The sequence below is a fragment of the Streptosporangium sp. NPDC001559 genome, from assembly GCF_042893955.1.
Taxonomy (GTDB): Bacteria; Actinomycetota; Actinomycetes; order Streptosporangiales; family Streptosporangiaceae; genus Streptosporangium.
The window spans coordinates 1-19,340 of record NZ_JBIAVG010000009.1 but is presented as its reverse complement, the minus strand read 5'-3'; the positions used below and the strand labels follow the sequence as shown (position 1 = coordinate 19,340).

Here is a 19,340-nt window from a genome sequence, read left to right as displayed (position 1 = left end):
CAGCGGAAGGGCGTGGCCGCATGACCTCTCCGGCGCCGCGCGGGCTGCAGGGTGCCTATCACCTCGGCGAACGGGCGGGCCAGGACGAGCTTCGCGGACGGCTCCTCGACGTGGCCAGTCAGCTTCTCGTCACCGTCGGCCCGGAAAGCCTGTCGATGCGCCGCATCGCCACCGAGGCCGGGTGCTCGACGACGGTCGTCTACACCATGTTCGGCAGCAAGGAGGGACTGGCCGAGGCGCTCTACCTTGAGGGGTTCGAGCGGTTCAGACGGCGCCTTGAGGCCGTGCCTCCGCGCAGGAACGCCCTTGAGCACCTCACCGCGCTCGGTCCCGCCTACCGGGAGGCCGCGCTGGCCGAACCCGGTTACTACGCCCTGATGTTCGAGCGGGCGATCCCCGGTTTCGTGCCGAGTGAGCGGGCCAGGACCCTGGCCAGGGCCGCGCTCAACATCCTCGACCGGGTGATCGCGGACTGCATCTCCGCCGGATACATCATCCCGACCCAGCCCAGGAGGATCGCCGACGCCCTCTGGGCCGCCGCGCAGGGCGCCATCAGCCTGGAGCGGTCCGGTCACCTACGGGACGGCGAGACCTACAACGCGGTCACCTACGCCACCATCTCCCGCTATCTGACCGAGAAGCCGTGACCCGCGGAGATCGCGGTCATCCTGCCGTGGTCAGCGCGACCCAGAGCTCCGCGCGGGCCCCGGGGTCGTCGAGGTCGCGTCCGAGAAGCTCGGCGACGCGGCGCATGCGGTAACGCAGGGTGTGCCGGTGCACGCCGAGTCGTTGCGCGGCGGCGTCCCAGTGACCGTTGCAGGCCAGGTAGGCGCGCAGGGACTCCAGCAGGTCGGCGCGCGAGCCGTACTCGCGCAGGGGGGCGAGCAGCGCGGCGGAGAACGCCTCGGCCGCCTCTGCGTCCAGCAGGGACAGCAGCCCCTGGCCCGCCAGGTCGGCGAAGCGCGTCACCCGCTCGGTGCCACGACCGGCCGCGGCCAGCGCCCGGTCCGCCTGGTCGAGTCCGGCGCGCAGGTCGTCGAGACCGACCGGGGCGCCGAGACCGACCCCGCCGTACTCGGCGAGTGCCCGGGCCACCCCGTCCGCGCGGTCCTCGGGAGCGAGGACGACCACCCGCTCCGCGTCCGGCGCGGCGAAGACCCCGGCGAAGTCCGCCGCGACGGCGTCGAGCACCGCCTCCCGGTCGCCGCGGACGGCCAGCACGACCAGCCGGTCCGCGGGCAACGTCTCCCCCAGCAGGCCCAGGACCTCCCGCCCGGCCTCGGCCTGCCCGGCCAGCAGCAGCCTCAGCACGGCCGCGCGGATCCTGCGCTCGGCGGCCAGATGCTCCCTGCCGTGCTCGATGGCCAGCGTCAGCAGTGACCCGGCGGCGTTGACCACGGTGTGCGCGACCGGTGTGAACGGCCGCTCCGCGCCGACCGCGAAGAACCCCCTGACCCGGCGGGCGCCGAGTGGCTGCACGACGATGTGCTCGGCCGGGGTGGACAGTGCCAGGCTCGCCGGGGCGCCGCGTCCCGCGGGTTTCCTGAGCCGCTCCAGTTCGGGCAGCAGCCTGGCGACGTGGGAGGCGTCCCGGCCCGCCGCGTGCCGTACGGCCCCCGCCTCGTCGAGCAGCGCGGCCCAGCCACCCAGTTCGTGGGCCAGGCGGTCGATCACCGCGGCGGCCCCCTCCGGGCGGAGCGCGGCGCGGGTCAGGCGTCCCTGGGCGGCGAAGGCGCGGCTGATCTCCTCGTACTGCTCGGCGGCGATCAGGTCGCTGACCAGCTTGCTGATGGCCACGAACGGAGTGTCGCGGGGCACCTCGATCAGCGGCAGGCCCGCCAGCGCCGCGGCCTCGACCAGCCCGGCCGGGATCTCCTCGTGCCCGAGGCCGACGCCGAAGCCGAGACCGGTGACCTTCCTGGCCACGAGCCTGCCGACGTAGGGGGCGGCGTCCGCCTCGTGCAGGCGCATACCGGTGGTCAACACCAGTTCGCCGCCCTCAAGGAAGGGGGTGGGGTCCTCAAGCTCGCTGACCGCGACCCAGCGGACCTGGCTGTCGAGTGCGTCGTGCCCGGCCAGCACGGCGAGTTTGAGCGGCAGACGCCGCACGACGGTGCGGAGCGTCGGTGCCACGATCACCCCCGGATTTGTACGTTACGGCAAGAGTGCCGTCGGTAATTTTGCCATAGTGCATCATCCGCTTCCCGGTACGCGCGACATACCGTCACAGCATGAGCACCGTCACCCAGGGCGGCCCCTCGCTTCCTCAGGAGCGCCGGGTCGTCACCGAGATTCCCGGCCCCAAATCCCGCGAGCTGTTCGCGCGCAAGCAGGCCGCCGTCCCTCCGGGCATCGGCACCACGCTGCCCGTCTTCGTGACGCAGGCCGGGGGCGGTGTGGTCGTCGACGCCGACGGCAACTCGCTGATCGACTTCGGCTCCGGCATCGCGGTGACCAGCGTGGGCAACTCCGCCCCGCGCGTGGTCGAGCGGGTGACCAGGCAGGTCGCGGACTTCACGCACACCTGTTTCATGGTCACTCCCTACGAGTCCTACGTCCGGGTCTGCGAGAAGCTCAACGAGCTGACCCCGGGTGACCACGAGAAGCGCACCTTCCTGCTCAACAGCGGCGCCGAGGCCGTGGAGAACGCGATCAAGGTGGCGCGGCACGCCACGGGGCGCCAGGCGGTCGTCGTCTTCGACCACGGCTACCACGGCCGCACGCTGCTGACGATGACGCTGACGGCCAAGAGCATGCCGTACAAGCACGGGTTCGGGCCGTTCGCCCCCGAGGTCTACCGGATGCCGCTGGCCTACCCCTTCCGCTGGCCGACCGGCCCGGAGAACTGCGCCGAGGAGGCCGCGGCCCAGGCGATCGACCAGATCGGCAAGCAGATCGGCGCGCAGAACGTGGCCGCCGTGGTGATCGAGCCGATCGCGGGCGAGGGCGGCTTCATCGAGCCCGCCAAGGGCTTCCTGCCCAGGATCGCGGAGTTCTGCCGGCAGAACGGCATCGTCTTCATCGCCGACGAGGTCCAGACCGGTTTCGCGCGCACCGGCCACCTGTTCGCCTGTGAGGACGAGGGCGTCGTCCCCGACATCATCGTCACCGCCAAGGGCATCGCGGGCGGCCTGCCCCTGTCGGCCGTCACCGGCAGGGCCGAACTGCTCGACAAGGTCCACGTCGGCGGCCTCGGCGGCACCTACGGCGGCAACCCGCTGGCCTGCGAGGCGGCGCTGGGCGTGATCGAGACCATCGAGGCCGAGGACCTGACCGGCAGGGCCCGTCACATCGGCGAGGTCATGCTCCCCCGGCTGCGGGCCGTGGCGGAGCGGAACCCGGTGATCGGAGACGTGCGCGGCCGGGGTGCCATGATCGCGATCGAGCTGGTCGTCCCCGGCACCAAGGAGCCGCACCCGACGGCGGCCGGCGAGATCGCCGCCAGGTGCCACGCGGAGGGGCTGCTCGTGCTGACCGCCGGCACCTACGGCAACGTTCTGAGATTCCTGCCGCCGCTGGTCATGCCCGACCACCTGCTCGAAGAGGGACTGACGATCTTGGAGAAGATCATCAGCGAGATCTAACGGTTTGGATCACCACAAAAGGGGCACCCGGCTTGAGACTGGGTGCCCCTTTTGTTGCGCTACGGAAGGCGTACAGGGAGTGATTTAACCACCGCTTGACACTTACCACACCGATCACGGACGGAAACGGCGTTATAACGGTTCCGGTATAAGACTTCGCGATCAAGACGGGAGGCGTGATGGACTGGCGGCATACCAGTGCGGCACGGATCACGGCGACGTTCGACCCGGAGGGCCTCACCCGGGCCCAGTGCGAGGGCGACGCCTGTGTGACCTGCCACAAGAAATGGCCCCGGCCAAGGATCAGAATCGGCAGGCTGCCCAACGACTCCCCGCTGTTCGCCTGCGACGAGTGCGCCGAGGCACTGGTCCAGGAGACCGAGGAGAACATCTACCACCTGCCCCGCCGCGCGGCCTTCTTCTGAGGTTCGCCTCCGCGCCGTCTCAGGCGGACAGGAGCGTTCCGCGCGCCTGCTCCCGCATCCTCCACGGCGAGCCGTAGTCATCGAGCAGGTCCAGGAACGGCACCGCGTCGAACGCCTCGGGTCCGAGCACCCCTGAGCCCGTCCAGACCCCGCCCGCCAGCAGTTCGAGCGCGACCACCGGGTGCAGCGCCGTCTGCCACACCACGGCCTGACAGCCGTACTCCCGCATCGACCACGCGTTGTCCACCACGTGGTACAGGTAGACCTCCCTGGGCGCGCCGTCCTTGCCGACGCCCTTCACCCAGGTGCCCGCGCACGTCTTGCCGCGCATCCGCTCGCCGAGCGTCGCCGGATCGGGCAGGGCCGCGGCGACCACGTCCCTCGGTGAGGCCTCCACACCGCCGACCCGGATCTTGCCCGCGTTGTCCAGGCCGAGCTTGCGCAGGGTCTTCAGGACGCCGATGAACTCCTCGCCGAGGCCGTACTTGAACGTCACCCGCCCGGCGTCGATCCAGCGCGGCACGAGCAGGACCTCCTCGTGCTCGACGTTGACGCACTCGACGGGGCCGATCCCCTCGGGGAAGTCGAACACCTCGGGTTCACTGAACGGCTCGGTGGTGTGCCAGGCGCCGTCCTCCCAGACCACCGGGGGGTTCAGGCACTCCTCGATGGTCGTCCAGATGGAGAAGGTCGGCGCGAAGTCGTAGCCCTCGACCACCAGGTTCGACCCGTCGCGGACGCCGATCTCCTCGATGCTCTCGAAGAGGTGCTCGGCCGCGTAGCGCGCGAACACGTCGGCCAGCCCCGGTTCGACCCCCATGCCGACCAGCGCGAGGCGACCTCTGTCCCGCCACCGCCCGGTCAGAGCGAACTGCTCGTCACCGAGCTTCACCCCCGGCAGCTCGTACGGCCTGCCCGGGTGGGGGCGGGACAGCGACATCGCCATGTCCAGGTAGTCCGCCCCCGCGTTGAGCGCGGCCCTGAACAGCGGCATGGTGAAACGCGGATCGACGGCGTTGAGGAGCACGTCGCAGCGGTGCCCGGCCAGGGCGGCCTCGACCGCCTCCTGGTCGGAGGCGTCCAGCGTGATCGCGCTGAACCGCGGGTCACCGGCTCTGGCCACCGCCGCGGTGGCCCGGCTCTGTTGAGAGTCGGCCACCACGATGTGTTCGAAGAAATCTCGGCGCGCCGCGATGGGGACTATGGCCGAGCCGACCCCGCCCGCTCCCACAAGGAGGATTCTCATGGCGGGATACTATCCACTGACTGGTCAACCAGTCGATATTCGGGACATGATTTCACCACCGGATTCGTCGCGGATGGCGAACGCCCCCACGGAAATCGTGGCCGTCTCACGCATGGACGGAAGGAGGGGGGCGCCCCGTCGCCGGGGGAGCAACGGGACGCCCCGGCTCGGTGAGCGAGCCACGTCCCGTTCGGCCGCGGACCGTGGCCGCCCCGCTCACTTCACCAGGTCCTTCCACCTTTTTTCCCATTCGGTGTAGTCAGTGCATTCCCCACCCAACCCACCGCAATCCTTTGTTGGGCGGGTGGCAAAGAGGACACGTCCGAGCTCGTGGTCGTCACGCGCGTGGTAGGCGTCGCACAGCCTCCGGACCTCGCCGTCGCAGGCCTTGGCGTTGGCGGGGGCCAGCCCCGTCCAGGCGGCGGCCGAGTGCTGCGTGTCCGCGGAGCCGACCCAGTTGAGCCACTTGTAGGCGCAGTTGGGGCTGGTGGCGCCGGTCCCGACCATCCACGCGTCGGCCCACCCGGTCACCGGCCCCTTCTCCCGCTCGACCGTCCTGCCCGCGCGCTCGAAGAGATCCAGGTGGTACGGCAGCACCTGGGCCACGTGAGCCTCCCCCGTCGAGAAGGCCTGGATCACCTCCAGGGTGCTCGTCCAGTACACCCGGCGGGGCCCGTTGTGCTCGGCCAGCAGCCCGACGGCGGCGTCGAGCTGTGCGGGGGTGAGCTGGAAGGGGTCCTTGACCCCCAGTTCCGGCCTGGTCCGCCTGAGCGCCAGGGCGGCGTCGGCGATGCTCAGCGGGGTGTCCCTGACGGCCGACTGCTCCGTCCGGTAGACCGCGTCCGGCCCGTCGGGGGCGCCGGGCTCACGTATGACCTGGTTGGTCCCCCACAGATAGGGGACTCCGTAGACCTTGCCGCTCGCGTCCCGGGTGGCGGGAAGTTCACGCAGCCGCCGGGGGATGTCCTTGTACGACCGCAGGAGCGTGGTGTCCAGCGGCCTGACCGCACCGTCCGCGATCAGCCTCCCGGCCAGGTCGGGGGAGGCCGAGATCACGTCGTAGGAGGCCGAGCGGACCTTCTCCGCCATCTCCTCGCCGGAGTGGACCCGGTCGAGCCTGCTGACCCTGCACCCGGTGAGTTTCTCGAAGGGCGAGAGCCAGTCGGCGCTCGCGGTGGCGCCGCCGTACTCGACGTGACCCTGGTAGGTGAGCACCTGCAGGGTGCCCTCCCCCTTGCCGATCGACGCCGACGGCTTCGGGCTCGGTGTCGGGGACCGCGTGTCCTGAACGGCCGCCCGCCGGGCGAGCGCGCCGGGGGCCGTCGCGACCGGGAGGCAGACCGCCAGGGCCAGAACGCCGGCCAGTGCGCCGAGGCGTGTACGCCGGAACCTGTCCCCGCTCACGCAGTTCCCCCTACGACTCGATCTGTCCGGAGCCTATCGGCCGCCCGCGGAGCCTCGTCCACATACGGGACGGCCCCGCGGGAGATCTTCCCGCGGGGCCGTCCCGTCACCGCCCGCGCGGCTACCGGTTGGTCGGGAATCCGAGGTTGACCCCGCCGTGGCTCGGGTCGAGCCAGCGGGAGGTGACGACCTTGCCCCGGGTGTAGAAGTGCACGCCCTCCGCTCCGTGGACGTGGGTGTCGCCGAACAGTGACGCCTTCCAGCCGCCGAAGCTGTAGAAGGCCATCGGCACCGGGATCGGCACGTTGATGCCGACCATGCCGACCTCGACCTCGTTCTGGAAGCGCCTGGCCGCGCCGCCGTCGTTGGTGAAGACGGCGGTGCCGTTGCCGTACTCACCGCTGTTGATCAGGCCGAGCCCCTCCTCGTAGGAGGAGACGCGCACGATCGACAGCACCGGTCCGAAGATCTCCTCGCGATGGACGCGGGAGTCGGCCGGAACGTGGTCCAGGACCGTCGGGCCGAGCCAGAAACCGGGGGTCTTCTCGGCCGTCGCGCCGCCGCGCACCGGGGTCAGGCGGCCGTCCACGACGAGCTTGGCTCCCTCCGCCACCCCCAGGTCGAGGTAGGAGACCACCTTGTCCCGGTGTGCCCCGGTGACCAGCGGCCCCATCTCGGAGGCCGGGTCATCGCCGGGGCCGACGGTCAGCGCCGAGACTCGGGAGACGATCTTGTCGACCAGCTCGTCCCCGATCGGGTCGACGGCGAGCACGACGGAGATCGCCATGCACCGCTCCCCCGCTGAGCCGAAGCCCGCCGAGACCGCCGCGTCGGCGACGAGGTCGAGGTCGGCGTCGGGCAGCACGAGCATGTGGTTCTTCGCGCCGCCGAGCGCCTGGACCCGCTTGCCCGCCGCGCTGCCGGTCTCGTAGACGTAGCGGGCGACCGGGGTCGAGCCGACGAACGAGACGGCCCGCACATCGGGGTGCCCGAGCAGCCGGTCGACCGCGACCTTGTCTCCCTGGAGCACGGTGAAGACGCCGTCGGGCAGCCCCGCCTCCTTCCAGAGCCTCGCCAGCAGCAGGGAGGCGGACGGGTCCCGCTCCGAGGGCTTCAGGATGAAGGCGTTGCCCGCCGCGATCGCGATCGGGAACATCCACATCGGCACCATGGCCGGGAAGTTGAACGGGGTGATGCCCGCGACGACGCCCAGCGGCTGACGGATCGAGTAGGAGTCGACCCGGGTCGAGACACCCTCGGAGAAACCGCCCTTGAGCAGATGCGGGATGCCGCAGGCGAACTCGACGACCTCGATGCCCCTGGCGACCTCGCCCAGCGCGTCGGAGTGGACCTTGCCGTGTTCGGCCGAGATGAGCCGGGCCAGCTCGTCACGGTTGGCGTTCAGGAGCTCACGGAAGCGGAAGAGCACCTGTGAGCGCTTGACCAGCGAGGAGTCCCGCCATGCGGGGTAGGCGGCCACGGCCGAGGCTACGGCCGCGTCCACCTCCTCCGTCGAGGCCAGGTGGACGTGCCCGGCCACCCGGCCCGTCGCCGGGTCGAAGATCTCCGACGTACGGCCCGCCTCGGGAACCTCGGTGAGAGCGCCGTCGATCCAGTGGGTGATGTTCTTCACGACGTGACCTCGGCGTTGACGGTTTCGAGCGCGTTGACGATGATCCCGAGGCCCTCGGCGGCCTCGTCCTGGGTCAGGGTGAGCGGCGGGGCCATCCGCAGCACGTTGCCGTACAGGCCGCCCTTGCCCGCCAGCAGGCCCGCCTTCTTCGTCTCCTCCATGAACCTGGCCGCGATCGCGGGAGAGGGCGCCCCGGTCGCCGGGTCGACCAGTTCGACGGCGAACATCAGGCCCTTGCCCCGCACGTCACCGACGATCGGCAGGCGCGGCGCGGCCTCCCTGAGCCCGTCGATGATCAGGGCCCCGGTCCTGGCGGCGTTGGCCTGCAGGTCGTGGTCGAGCACGTAGTCGAGGGTGGCGTTGGCGGCGGCCATGGAGATCGGGTTGCCGCCGAAGGTGGCGAGGCCGGCCGCGTGCGGGCCGTCCATCAGGTCGCCCCGCGCCACGACGCCGCCGACCGCGAAGCCGTTGCCGAGCCCCTTGGCGAAGGTCATCATGTCCGGCGTGACGCCGTGGTTCTGGATGCCGAAGAACGCCGAACCGGTACGGCCCCAGCCGGTCTGCACCTCGTCGGAGATGAACAGGACGCCCTCGGCGTCGAGGACCTCCTTGTAGGCGGCGAACAGCCCGTCGGGCGCCATGCTGAAGCCACCGACCCCCTGGATCGGCTCGGCGATCAGCGCGGCCACGTCGCCTCCGACGGAGGTGGCGAGCACGTGGCGCAGGTCGTCCACGCAGGCGGCGATGTAGTCGGCGTCGGACAGGCCGCGGAACTGGGTCAGGTGCCGGTCTGCGCCGTGCAGGAAGTGCACGTTCAGCGGCGACAGGGAGTTGTTCTTCCAGGAGCGGTTGCTCGTCACGCTGATCGCCCCGAAGGAGCGGCCGTGGTAGCTCTGCCGCATGGCCAGGACCTGGTCGGACCGGCGGGCGTAGGTCGCCAGCAGCAGCGCGGTCTCGTTGGCCTCGGTGCCCGAGTTGGTGAAGAAGACCTTGGCGTTCTCGATGCCGGAGAGCCGGGCGATCTTCTCGGCGAGCTCGACCTGGCCGCGGAGCAGATAGACCGTGGAGGTGTGCACCACGCCGGTCGCGAGCTGACGTTCCACGGCCTCGCGCACCTCGGGCACGTCGTAGCCGATCATGTTGGTCAGGATGCCCGCGAAGAAGTCCAGATAGCTCTTACCGGAGGCGTCGACGACCCGGTTGCCCTTGCCGCCGACGATCTCGATGGGCTCGTTGTAGTAGAGGGCCAACCAGTTGGGCATTACCGCGCGGTGGCGTGCAAAAAGGTCCGACATACAACGAGTATGTCGGGTTACGTCACCTGCTCACACCACCAGACTGTCGGGATATGGTCGGCAAAGCCGTCACGTTGTCAGAACGCCGTTCCAGTCTTACCCCCGAGTTCCTGTACGGCTTGCGCCCTGCGACGGTTGGCGCAAGCCGTACAGGATGCCGGGCGGAGCACCCCCCAGGTTCCCCGCCCGGGCTTCTCGGAGGAGGCGGCCCCGGCCAGGCCGGGACGCCGTGAGTCGCCTGAGCCACGAAGGCCCCGAACGCCACGGGCCCTCGCACCGGCACGCCCGGACGTTCGCCAGACGCGGACTGTGCCGGCCATGTCCACCTCCACGGGCTCGGGCGACTCATGAACCATCGTCGCCCATATTTCCCACTTAAGCAATCTGAAATACATGAATTTTTGGCACCCTTCCGTGACACCCCCCTCACCCTCGGATGCCCGCCCATATGACTCGCACATTGTGCGATAAATCGAACACCGTATTATCAGCCGTATGCTTAGGGATGTGGAACAGCCCCTGTCCTCGGTGTGGACCCGTGAGAAGCGTCCTTCGAAGAGCCCGACACTGAGCCGGGCGCAGATCGTGCGCGCGGCCATGGAGATCCTCGACGCCGAGGGGATGGAGGCGCTGAGCATGCGCCGCCTGGGCACCAAACTCGGGGCGGGGGCCACGAGCATCTACTGGCACGTGGCCAACAAGGACGACCTTCTCGAACTCGTCCTCGACGAGGTCTTCAGCGAGGTCCCGTCGTTCGACCCGGAGGCGAGCGGCTGGCGCGACGCGGCCTCGGCCTTCGCCTACGGCGTGCGCCAGGCGCTCTTCGCCCACCCCTGGTCCGCGGTGCTCATCGGCACCATGCCCAGCATCGGCCCCAACGCCATGCGCCTGTCCGACGGGCTGATGCGCACCTTCGCCAAGGCGGGGTTCACCGGCATGGGCCTGGACCACGCCGCCTCGACGATGATGGCCTACGTGCTGGGCACGACCCTGCCGGAGATCGCCTGGCGGTCCGTCACCAGGCGCTCCGGGCTGAACGAGCAGGACCTGGTCAAGGCGATGACGGACATCGTGACCCGCGCCGCGAACGACTATCCCGGACTGGCCGCCCGCTACTCCGAGTACGCCGACCTCGACCAGGAGGCCCTCCGCGCCGTCAACTTCGACTTCGGGCTCACCTGCTTCCTCGACGGCCTCGAAGCCCGCCTCAAGCAGCGATGAGAGGACTCACGGCGACATCCACTGCTGGATGCGGGTGAGCAGCTCCTGCGCGTCGACGGGTTTGGTGACGTAGTCGCTCGCCCCCGCCGACAGTGTCTTCTCCCGGTCGCCCTGCATGGCCTTGGCCGTGACCGCGATGATCGGCAGGTCCGCGAAGCGCGGCATCTTGCGAATGGCCGCGGTGGCCGCGTAACCGTCCATCTCCGGCATCATGATGTCCATCAGGACCAGGTCGACGTCCTCGTTGCACGACAGCATCTCGATGCCCTTGCGGCCGTTCTCCGCGTACAGCACCCGCATGCCGTGCAGTTCCAGGATGTTGGTCAGCGCGAAGACGTTGCGCACGTCGTCATCGACCACCAGCACCTTCTTGTCGGCCAGTACAGCGTCCGCCTCCTGGAGCGCGTGGGGCCGCTCGTCCAGGCCAGGCCGTACCAGTGGCAGAACCGCGCCGCGCGCCTGGGCCGACAGGTGCAGTGTGATGCGCTCGCGCAGCTCGTCGAGGCTCGGCAGGAGCTCCAGAGGCTGGGGATTCGACCGACCCTCGAGAAGCTCCTCCTGCGGCCGGGTGAGCGTGCGGGTGTGGTGGGCGAGCACCGGCAGCTCACGCAGCACCGGGTCCTCCTCAAGCCCACGCAGGAACTCCGCCGCCCCGTCCTGCCACATCCCGAGGTCGAGCACGATGCAGTGGTGGTCGTCCTGCCTCAGGGTCTCGACCGCGGTGACGGGGTCGTTGGCCGTGGCCACCCTGACCGGCCCGTGCGTCTCGTCCAGGTCGGCCGCGACGCTCTCGGCGAGCTGGGACAGCAGCCCGCCCCGGCGTGACTCGACGACGAGCAGGCGGCGCCCCGCCCCACCGGCCTGTTCCTCCCCCGGCGGGACGACCGCCCTCGCCACGGGCCCGGCGGCCGGAACGTCACGGCCGCGGGGGGCGACGTCCGCGACCGGAAGCCGGAGGCTGAAGGTGCTGCCCTGCCCCAGGACGCTGACCGCCCTGATCTCGCCCTTGAACAGGGCCGCGATCTCACGGCTGATGGACAGTCCCAGACCGGTGCCGCCGTACCTGCGGCTGGTGGTCCCGTCGGCCTGCTGGAAGGCGTCGAAGATCTGGGAGAGGTTCTCCTCGGCGATGCCGATCCCGGTGTCCACGACGTGGAAGGCGAGCACCTCCTGGCCGGGGACCCCCAGCAGGTCGGTCGCCTCGATCAGCTCGATCCGCAGCCCGACCGAACCCCTCTCGGTGAACTTCACCGCGTTCGACAACAGGTTGCGCACCACCTGGCGCAGCCGCTGCTCGTCCATGAGCAGCTCACCGGGCACGTCCGGGGCGACGGTGACGTCGAACCTGAGACCCTTCTCCGTGGTCAGCGGCCTGAAGGTGGCCTCGACGTAGTCGAGCAGGCGCCGTAGCGGCAGCGGCTCGACGCTGATGTTCATCTTGCCGGCCTCGATCTTGGACAGGTCGAGGATGTCGTTGATCAGCTGGAGCAGGTCGGTACCCGCCGAGTGGATGACGTTGGCGTACTCCACCTGCTTGGCGGTGAGGTTGCGGGCCGGGTTCTGGGCCAGCAACTGGGCCAGGATCAGCAGCGAGTTGAGCGGGGTGCGCAGTTCGTGGCTCATGTTCGCCAGGAACTCGCTCTTGTACTTGGAGGCCAGGGCGAGCTGCTTGGCGCGTTCCTCAAGCTCCTGGCGCGCCTGCTCGATCTCCCTGTTCTTCGTCTCGATGTCGCGGTTCTGCCGGGCCAGCAGCTCGGCCTTCTCCTCAAGCTCGGCGTTGGAACGCTGAAGCTCCTCCTGCCCCATCTGCAGTTCCGTGGCCAGGCGCTGCGACTCGGCGAGCAGGGAGTCGGTACGGGCGTTGGCGACGATGGTGTTGACGTTGACGCCGATGGTGCCGACCAGCTGTTCGAGGAAGGCCCGGTGCACGGGGGTGAACCTGTTCAGGCTGGCCAGCTCGATCACCCCGAGCACCTGATCCTCGACGATGATCGGCAGGATGATGAGGTTGACCGGCCCGGCCGCCCCCAGGCTTGAGGAGATCGTGAGATAGCCGTCGGCGATGTCCTCGACCAGGATGGGGCGTTTGGCCAGGGCCGCCTGCCCCACCAGCGACTCCCCGAAGCCGTAGCGACGGCTGGTGTCCCGATGACCGTAGCCGCCGACGACCCGCAGCTCCGAGCGGCCGCCCGCCTCCTCGGCGAGCAGGAACGTGCCATGCTGCGCGCGGACCAGCGGGGCCAGCTCGTTCATCACCAGTTCGGCCACGACGGCGAGATCACGATGGCCCTGCATGAGACCGGAGATGTGGGCCAGGTTGGACTTGAGCCAGTCCTGCTCCTGGTTGGCCAGGGTGGTCTCCCGCAGGGACTTCACCATGGAGTTGATGTTGTCCTTGAGCTCGGCCACCTCCCCCGAGGCGTCCACGGTGATGGAACGGGTCAGATCGCCCGAGGTCACGGCGCTGGTCACCTCGGCGATCGCACGGACCTGACGGGTGAGGTTGCCCGCGAGCTCGTTGACGTTCTCGGTCAGCCGCTTCCAGGTGCCCGAGACGCCCTCGACCTCCGCCTGGCCGCCGAGCCGTCCCTCGCTGCCGACCTCGCGGGCCACCCGCGTGACCTCCGCGGCGAACGACGACAGCTGGTCCACCATCGTGTTGATGGTGTCCTTCAGCTCCAGGATCTCCCCCCTGGCGTCGACCCGGATCTTCTGCGACAGGTTGCCCTTGGCGACCGCGGTGGTGACCTCGGCGATGCTGCGCACCTGCGCGGTGAGGTTGTCGGCCATGACGTTGACCGACTCGGTGAGCGCCTTCCAGGTGCCGGAGACGCCCTTGACGTCCGCCTGGCCGCCGAGCCGCCCCTCGGTGCCCACCTCGCGGGCCACCCTCGTCACCTCGTCGGCGAACGACGACAGCTGGTCCACCATCGTGTTGATGGTGTCCTTCAGCTCCAGGATCTCCCCCCGCGCGGAGACCGTGATCTTCTGCGACAGGTCACCCCTGGCCACCGCGGTCGCCACCTGGGAGATGTTCCGTACCTGGTCGGTGAGGTTGCCCGCCATGTAGTTCACCGAGTCGGTCAGGTCACGCCAGGTGCCGGAGACACCCTTGACGTCCGCCTGGCCGCCGAGCCGCCCCTCGGTGCCGACCTCGCGGGCCACCCGCGTCACCTCGTCGGCGAAGGAGGAGAGCTGGTCGACCATCGTGTTGATGGTGTTCTTCAGCTCCAGGATCTCCCCCCGCGCGGAGACCGTGATCTTCTGCGACAGGTCACCCCTGGCCACCGCCGTGGTGACCTGCGCGATGCTGCGCACCTGGTCGGTGAGGTTGCCCGCCATGAAGTTCACCGAGTCGGTCAGGTCACGCCAGGTCCCCGCGACCCCGGTCACCTCCGCCTGACCGCCGAGCCGTCCCTCGGTGCCCACCTCGCGGGCCACCCGCGTCACCTCGTCGGCGAACGACGACAGCTGGTCCACCATCGTGTTCAGGGTGTTCTTCAGCTCCAGGATCTCGCCTCGGACGTCCACCGTGATCTTCTGCGAGAGGTCGCCGGTGGCCACGGCGGTGGCGACCTGGGCGATGTCACGGACCTGGTCGGTGAGATTGCCCGCCATGGCGTTGACCGAGTCGGTGAGGTCCTTCCAGGTGCCGGAGACGCCGGGCACCTCGGCCTGCCCGCCCAGCTGACCCTCCGTGCCGACCTCGCGGGCCACCCGCGTCACCTCGGAGGTGAACAGGGAGAGCTGGTCCACCATCCCGTTGAAGACGGTGGCGATCTCCTTGAGCAGACCGTCGCCCTCGTCGGGCAACCGGGTGCCGAAGTCACCGTCCCGTACGGCGGTGAGCCCCGCCAGAAGCTGACGCAGATCGAGCTCCTCCACACCGGCGGCCTGTGTGGAACCACGTCTCGTTCCGTCCGTAGTCTCAACCATGTTCACCACCGCGTTCGTTCGGCCGAGAAAAGGTCAAGTCATCCTAAGGCCAGTAGACGGGGAGGCCGGGCGGTTGATGATTAGGCGGGAAATCCCCCTGAACGCAGAGAAAGGTCCACTCAAAGAGGGAGTTGACCTTTCAGGCTGTAAAGCAGGCGGCATTCTAACTTACAGGCTGATCGGATACTCTCAACGAGTGCTCCCAACCATCGCCGACGTTCTCGCCCTGGACACCGTCCGCCGGGGCAACCCACGGGTGGTCGCGGGAGCCGACCGGCTCGACACCCGGGTCCGCTGGGTCCACGTCGGCGAGGTCACCGACATCGCCCACCTGCTACGCGGCGGAGAACTCGTGCTCACCACCGGCATCGCGCTGCCCGACGACCAGGAGGGCCTGACGGCCTACGTCGCCGAACTGGCCGCCGTCGGCGCGTCCGGCCTGATCGTCGAACTGGGCCGCAAGTTCATCAGGGAGCTGCCCCGATCGGTGATCAACGCCGCGGAGAAGCACGGCCTGCCCCTGGTCACCCTCGCCCGCGAGACCCCCTTCGTGCAGATCACCGAGTCGGTGCACGCCAGGATCATCGACATCCAGCTTGAGGAGCTTCGCGCCTCCGAGCAGCTCCACGAGGTGTTCACCGAGCTGTCGGTCGAGGGCGCCTCCCCGGCGGAGGTCCTCAGCCAGATCGCACGCCTCTCCGGACGTCCTGTGCTGCTGGAGAACCTCGCCCACCAGGTGCTCGCCTGCGAGACGGCGGGCCGCGACACCGGGACACTGCTGGCCAGCTGGGAGACCCGCTCACGGGCGGTCGCCCCCGAGGGCAGGACCGCCTACGACTCCTCCTCCGGCTGGCTGGTCACCATGGTCGGCGCACGCGGCCAGGACTGGGGCCGCCTGATCCTGCTCTGCGAGGGCATCCCGGGGCCACGGGACGTCGTACTCGCCGAACGCGCCGCGACCACCCTCGCGCTGGGCCGCCTGCTGGAACGCCACCAGGAGTCCCTTGAGCGCCAGGCCCACGGCACGATCATCACCGGCATCCTGACCCACTCCTACGCCGACCCGGAGGAGGCCGCCGCCCGCGCCAGGGCGGTCGGCGTTCCGCTCACCGGACGCAAGCTGATCAGCGTGGTACTACGCCTGTGCGACCCACAGGACGACTCCCTCGAAGGGCAGGAGCAGCTCGTAAGGCTCGACGAGCTGGCCGAGGCCGCCGCTGCCGCCTGCCGTGACGCCCGCCTCCCCGCCCTGGTCGGCGCCTTGGACCAGGACCGCGTCGGCGTCCTGCTCCCCCTGCCCCCGCGGACCCTCGCCGAGCCCTCGCTGACCGCGCTCGCCGACCGCCTGCGAATGACCTTCGCCACACCCTTCGTCCTGGCCGCCGGATCCGTGGTCGACTCGCTCCGCGACGTACGACGCAGTTTCCTCGAAGCCGAGCAGGTCGCGGACGTGGCCGTCAGACAGCCCGACGGACGCCCCTTCTACCGGCTGCCGGACCTACGTCTACGTGGCCTTCTGCACCTTCTCCGGGACGACGCCCGCCTGCAGACCTTCGCCGAACGCGAGCTCGGCCCCCTGCTGGCCCACGACGCCCAACGAGGCGGCGACCTGACCGGAATCCTGCGCATCTACCTGGCCGCAGGCCGCAACAAGGCCGTCGCCGCGCAGAAGGCCCACCTGTCGAGGCCCGCCTTCTACGACCGGCTCCGTAGGCTGGAACGCGTTCTCGACATCGACCTGGACGATGTCGAGTCCTGTCTCTCCCTCCACGTTGCGCTTCTGGCGCTGGAGTCGTTCCGGAGAGACAACCCCCGCACCTGAAAGGCCCCCATGCCCGAGATCCTCGTCCCCGAGGCCGCCGACCTTGCCCGCATGGTCGGCGCCGCAGGCGTCTTCGCCGTCCCCGCCGGAGACGTACGGCTGTCGCCCGACGAGCTGGACCCCGCACAGATCCTCGCGGGCACGCCCCAGGTCTCCTCCGTGGAGCTCTGGTCGTCGCCCGACGGCTCGCAGAGCCGGGGAATCTGGGAGATAACCCCCGGAACCGTGACCGACGTGGAGAACGACGAGATCTTCGTGGTCCTGGCCGGCCGTGCGACCCTCGAAGTCGAGAACGGCACCAGCATCGAACTCGCCCCCGGCTCGGTCTGCCTGCTCTCCGCAGGGACCAAAACGACCTGGATCGTCCACGAGACCCTTCGCAAGGTGTATCACTCCGTGTCCTGAGTCCCGGCTGCGGGCCGTATGGAAAGTGGATTTCCGTACGGCCCATTCGCTTGGCGCAGGTCCCACCCGTGACAGAGGATCTGAGGGACTTCACCCGCAAAGACACCGTGTGGGAAAGAACACTTTCTCAATACGTTTAGCGTGTTTCGCCCACCCCGGTAGGTAGATCTTCGGCACGATGGTACGCCGAAGACTGATCACCAACGGGGAGAGATATTCATGTCACGACGTCTCGTCGTCGGGCTTTCCGCCATCACACTCGTAGCGACAGCGATGCCCGCCCAGGCGGGGCAGGCGGCCTTGCCCTTCCCCTCCTCGGCGTTCCCGCTCGGCGAACGAGTGGCCCCGGTGACGAAGCAACGCAACGTGGCCCCCGGAGTCGACCTTTTCACCGTAAGGCACGGCACATCCACCCAGGGCTGGACCGTGGCCGTGCTGATGCCCAACGGGCACGAGGACGGCAGCCTGGCCACCGCCCAGGCGAAGGCCTCCGAGGTCGAGTCCGCCGGATTCACCCCGGAGATCCAGAAGGTCGTCCAACCCGCCGCCGCTGACGCCCCCTCCGTGGAACGCTATCTGGTCCGCGTCGGGCAGTGGCCGTTCAAGAAGCGCGCCGAGGCGGACAAGGTGGTCAAGGAACTCAAGGGGTTCGACATCAAGGCCAAGGCCGACTACCTCGGCGACGACGGCCTGGAGACCACCGGCCCCTGGAATCTGCGTGTGCTGACGATCGACCCCAGAACCTTCCGGGGATCGTTCAAAACGAGCATCGGCAAGACCATCGCCAAACGTGAGACCACCAGCTCTATGGGCAAGCCCGTCGGTGCCATCGCCGGCGTCAACGGCGGCTTCTTCAACATCCACACGGTCAAGGAGATCAAGGGCGATCCGATGGGGATCTCCGTGGTCGGCGGCAAACTCCTCAGCGAGGCCGTGGAAGGCCGGACCGGACTGATCCTGAACGGCAGGAAGGTCAAGATCACCGAGTTGAAGTCGGCTGTAACGGCCACCTCATCGGACGGGGAGAAGACCGCGATCCAGGGAGTCAACCGGGCGCCGGCCGCCGACGAACTCGTCCTCTACACCGAGGAGTTCGGCACCAAGACCGCGGCCGACGGCGGCACCGAGGTCGTGATCGACCCCCAAGGAAGGGTCGTCTCAGCCCGTCAGGCGGGCGGCGTCGTCCCGCGCGGTTTCTCCGTACTGCACGGCACCGGCCTCATGTCCGACTGGCTGCTCGAACACGCCGCGGAGACCGCGACGGTGAAGGTGGACACCAAGGTCATCGATCTGCGGACCCGGCGGGCCGTCCCCCTCACCCCCCAGACATACGTCATGGCGGGTGGCGTAGGCCTGGTCAAGAACGGCCGAATCCACATCACCGCTCTCGCCGACGGACAGGCCTCCCTCAACATGATGCTCCGCCGCCACCCTCGGACGATGGCGGGCGTCACCAAGAACGGCGGACTGATCCTGGCCACCGTCGACGGCCGCATCCCGGGCGTCACCGTGGGAGCGTCGATGGTCGAGGCCGCCCAGTTGATGCGCTGGCTGGGCGCCAAGCAGGCCATCAACCTCGACGGAGGCGGATCGAGTGCGATGGTGGTCCGTGGGAAGGTCGTCAACCAGCCCTCGGACGGTGCCGAACGTCCGGTCGGTGACGGCCTGTTCGTCACCCCCTGACCCCTCTTTGACTTCAACGCCCTGGTCGCTCCCGACCAGGGCGTTGTCATCTCCGCTACGAGAAGCGCCATGCGCCGTTCTCCAAGCAGTCGACGGCCGCCCGAGCGAGGTGCTGTCCGGGGACCGCCTCGATCTACTCGTCCATCGCCTCCGTCACACCCGTCGCCGCCTGACAGGGGCCGTCTGACAGGGGCACGGTCCCCTCGGGTACGGCGCGCCCAAGAACTCCGCCGCCGCCCCTCCGAAGCAAGCCCGCCCGGCTCCTCCTCCACCGGGCGGGCTTATCCATGCCCCACACAAAAAACGGGGCGGCTCTCGCCGAGCACCGTTCTCCAAGCAACGGAACACCCCCCGCACGGCACCAACCCAGCCCTCCCAACACCCACCCCGAAACAGAACAAGGGGCAACCCCCGCCCCTCACACACCCCCGGGGACCAAGCACAAACAAAAAAGGGGGCGGCCCTCGCCACCCCCACCCAGGGAACAACCCCCCGCAGGGAACCCCCCACACACAAAAAACGGGGGCAGCCCCAGCCACCCCCACACACCCCTACCAAACAAAAAAAAGGGGGGCCACCCAAAAGGATGACCCCCCAAAGATTGTCCGGCGGCGACCTACTCTCCCACACCGTCCCCGGTGCAGTACCATCGGCGCTGAAGAGCTTAACTTCCGGGTTCGGAATGT

13 protein-coding genes and 1 rRNA gene are annotated in these 19,340 nt (G+C 69.2%); 7 read left to right on the top strand and 7 right to left on the bottom strand.

Going from position 1 to position 19,340, the window contains the following annotated elements; all coding sequences use genetic code 11:
* Positions 1-20 precede the first annotated feature (20 nt).
* A complete protein-coding gene (locus tag ACFYY8_RS20635) occupies positions 21-647 on the top strand; it encodes a TetR/AcrR family transcriptional regulator (RefSeq protein WP_352008399.1) in 627 nt (208 codons plus the stop codon).
* A gap of 16 nt (positions 648-663) precedes the next feature.
* Here the strand turns inward: ACFYY8_RS20635 and ACFYY8_RS20630 are convergent, their stop codons facing one another.
* A complete protein-coding gene (locus ACFYY8_RS20630; protein WP_390043129.1) occupies positions 664-2,133 on the bottom strand; it encodes a PucR family transcriptional regulator in 1,470 nt (489 codons plus the stop codon).
* 98 nt (positions 2,134-2,231) lie between these two features.
* Between ACFYY8_RS20630 and gabT the strand changes: the two genes are divergently transcribed.
* Complete coding sequence (gene gabT / locus ACFYY8_RS20625; RefSeq protein WP_390043127.1) at positions 2,232-3,584, top strand: 4-aminobutyrate--2-oxoglutarate transaminase; 1,353 nt, start codon at positions 2,232-2,234, stop codon at positions 3,582-3,584.
* Positions 3,585-3,763: 179 nt separating this feature from the next.
* Positions 3,764-4,009 (top strand): hypothetical protein, encoded by a 246-nt coding sequence (locus tag ACFYY8_RS20620; protein ID WP_390043125.1) that lies wholly within the window; start codon positions 3,764-3,766, stop codon positions 4,007-4,009.
* 19 nt (positions 4,010-4,028) lie between these two features.
* On the opposite strand, the gene ACFYY8_RS20615 is transcribed toward ACFYY8_RS20620, so the two are convergent.
* The 4 genes from ACFYY8_RS20615 to ACFYY8_RS20600 all read right to left on the bottom strand — a co-directional run bounded on the left by ACFYY8_RS20615 (position 4,029) and on the right by ACFYY8_RS20600 (position 9,587).
* Complete coding sequence (locus ACFYY8_RS20615) at positions 4,029-5,255, bottom strand: saccharopine dehydrogenase family protein (protein ID WP_390043123.1); 1,227 nt, start codon at positions 5,253-5,255, stop codon at positions 4,029-4,031.
* A 216-nt stretch (positions 5,256-5,471) separates the two neighbouring features.
* Positions 5,472-6,659 (bottom strand): extracellular solute-binding protein, encoded by a 1,188-nt coding sequence (locus ACFYY8_RS20610; protein WP_390043121.1) that lies wholly within the window; start codon positions 6,657-6,659, stop codon positions 5,472-5,474.
* A gap of 121 nt (positions 6,660-6,780) precedes the next feature.
* Positions 6,781-8,292 (bottom strand): CoA-acylating methylmalonate-semialdehyde dehydrogenase, encoded by a 1,512-nt coding sequence (locus ACFYY8_RS20605; RefSeq protein ID WP_390043119.1) that lies wholly within the window; start codon positions 8,290-8,292, stop codon positions 6,781-6,783.
* On the bottom strand, positions 8,289-9,587 hold the full coding sequence (locus tag ACFYY8_RS20600; RefSeq protein ID WP_390043117.1) for an aspartate aminotransferase family protein: 1,299 nt from the start codon (positions 9,585-9,587) through the stop codon (positions 8,289-8,291). Before ACFYY8_RS20600 ends, ACFYY8_RS20605 begins: the two co-directional genes overlap by 4 nt.
* 507 nt (positions 9,588-10,094) lie before the next feature.
* On the opposite strand from ACFYY8_RS20600, the gene ACFYY8_RS20595 reads away from it, so the two are divergent.
* Positions 10,095-10,808, top strand: a complete 714-nt coding sequence (locus ACFYY8_RS20595) for a TetR/AcrR family transcriptional regulator C-terminal domain-containing protein (protein ID WP_390043115.1) — start codon at positions 10,095-10,097, stop codon at positions 10,806-10,808.
* 6 nt (positions 10,809-10,814) lie between these two features.
* Here the strand turns inward: ACFYY8_RS20595 and ACFYY8_RS20590 are convergent, their stop codons facing one another.
* Positions 10,815-14,744 (bottom strand): HAMP domain-containing protein, encoded by a 3,930-nt coding sequence (locus tag ACFYY8_RS20590; protein ID WP_390043113.1) that lies wholly within the window; start codon positions 14,742-14,744, stop codon positions 10,815-10,817.
* Between the two features lie 196 nt (positions 14,745-14,940).
* Here ACFYY8_RS20590 and ACFYY8_RS20585 point away from each other — a divergent pair, with 196 nt between their 5' ends.
* The 3 genes from ACFYY8_RS20585 (at position 14,941) to ACFYY8_RS20575 (ending at position 18,654) form a co-directional block, all read left to right on the top strand.
* A complete protein-coding gene (locus tag ACFYY8_RS20585) occupies positions 14,941-16,566 on the top strand; it encodes a PucR family transcriptional regulator (protein ID WP_390043110.1) in 1,626 nt (541 codons plus the stop codon).
* Positions 16,567-16,575: 9 nt separating this feature from the next.
* Entirely contained in the window at positions 16,576-16,971 is a 396-nt protein-coding gene (locus ACFYY8_RS20580) for a cupin domain-containing protein (protein WP_390043107.1), read from the top strand.
* A 219-nt stretch (positions 16,972-17,190) separates the two neighbouring features.
* On the top strand, positions 17,191-18,654 hold the full coding sequence (locus tag ACFYY8_RS20575) for a phosphodiester glycosidase family protein (protein ID WP_390043105.1): 1,464 nt from the start codon (positions 17,191-17,193) through the stop codon (positions 18,652-18,654).
* A 603-nt stretch (positions 18,655-19,257) separates the two neighbouring features.
* On the opposite strand, the gene rrf is transcribed toward ACFYY8_RS20575, so the two are convergent.
* Positions 19,258-19,340: ribosomal RNA gene (gene rrf / locus ACFYY8_RS20570) — 5S ribosomal RNA — on the bottom strand; the annotation flags it as partial.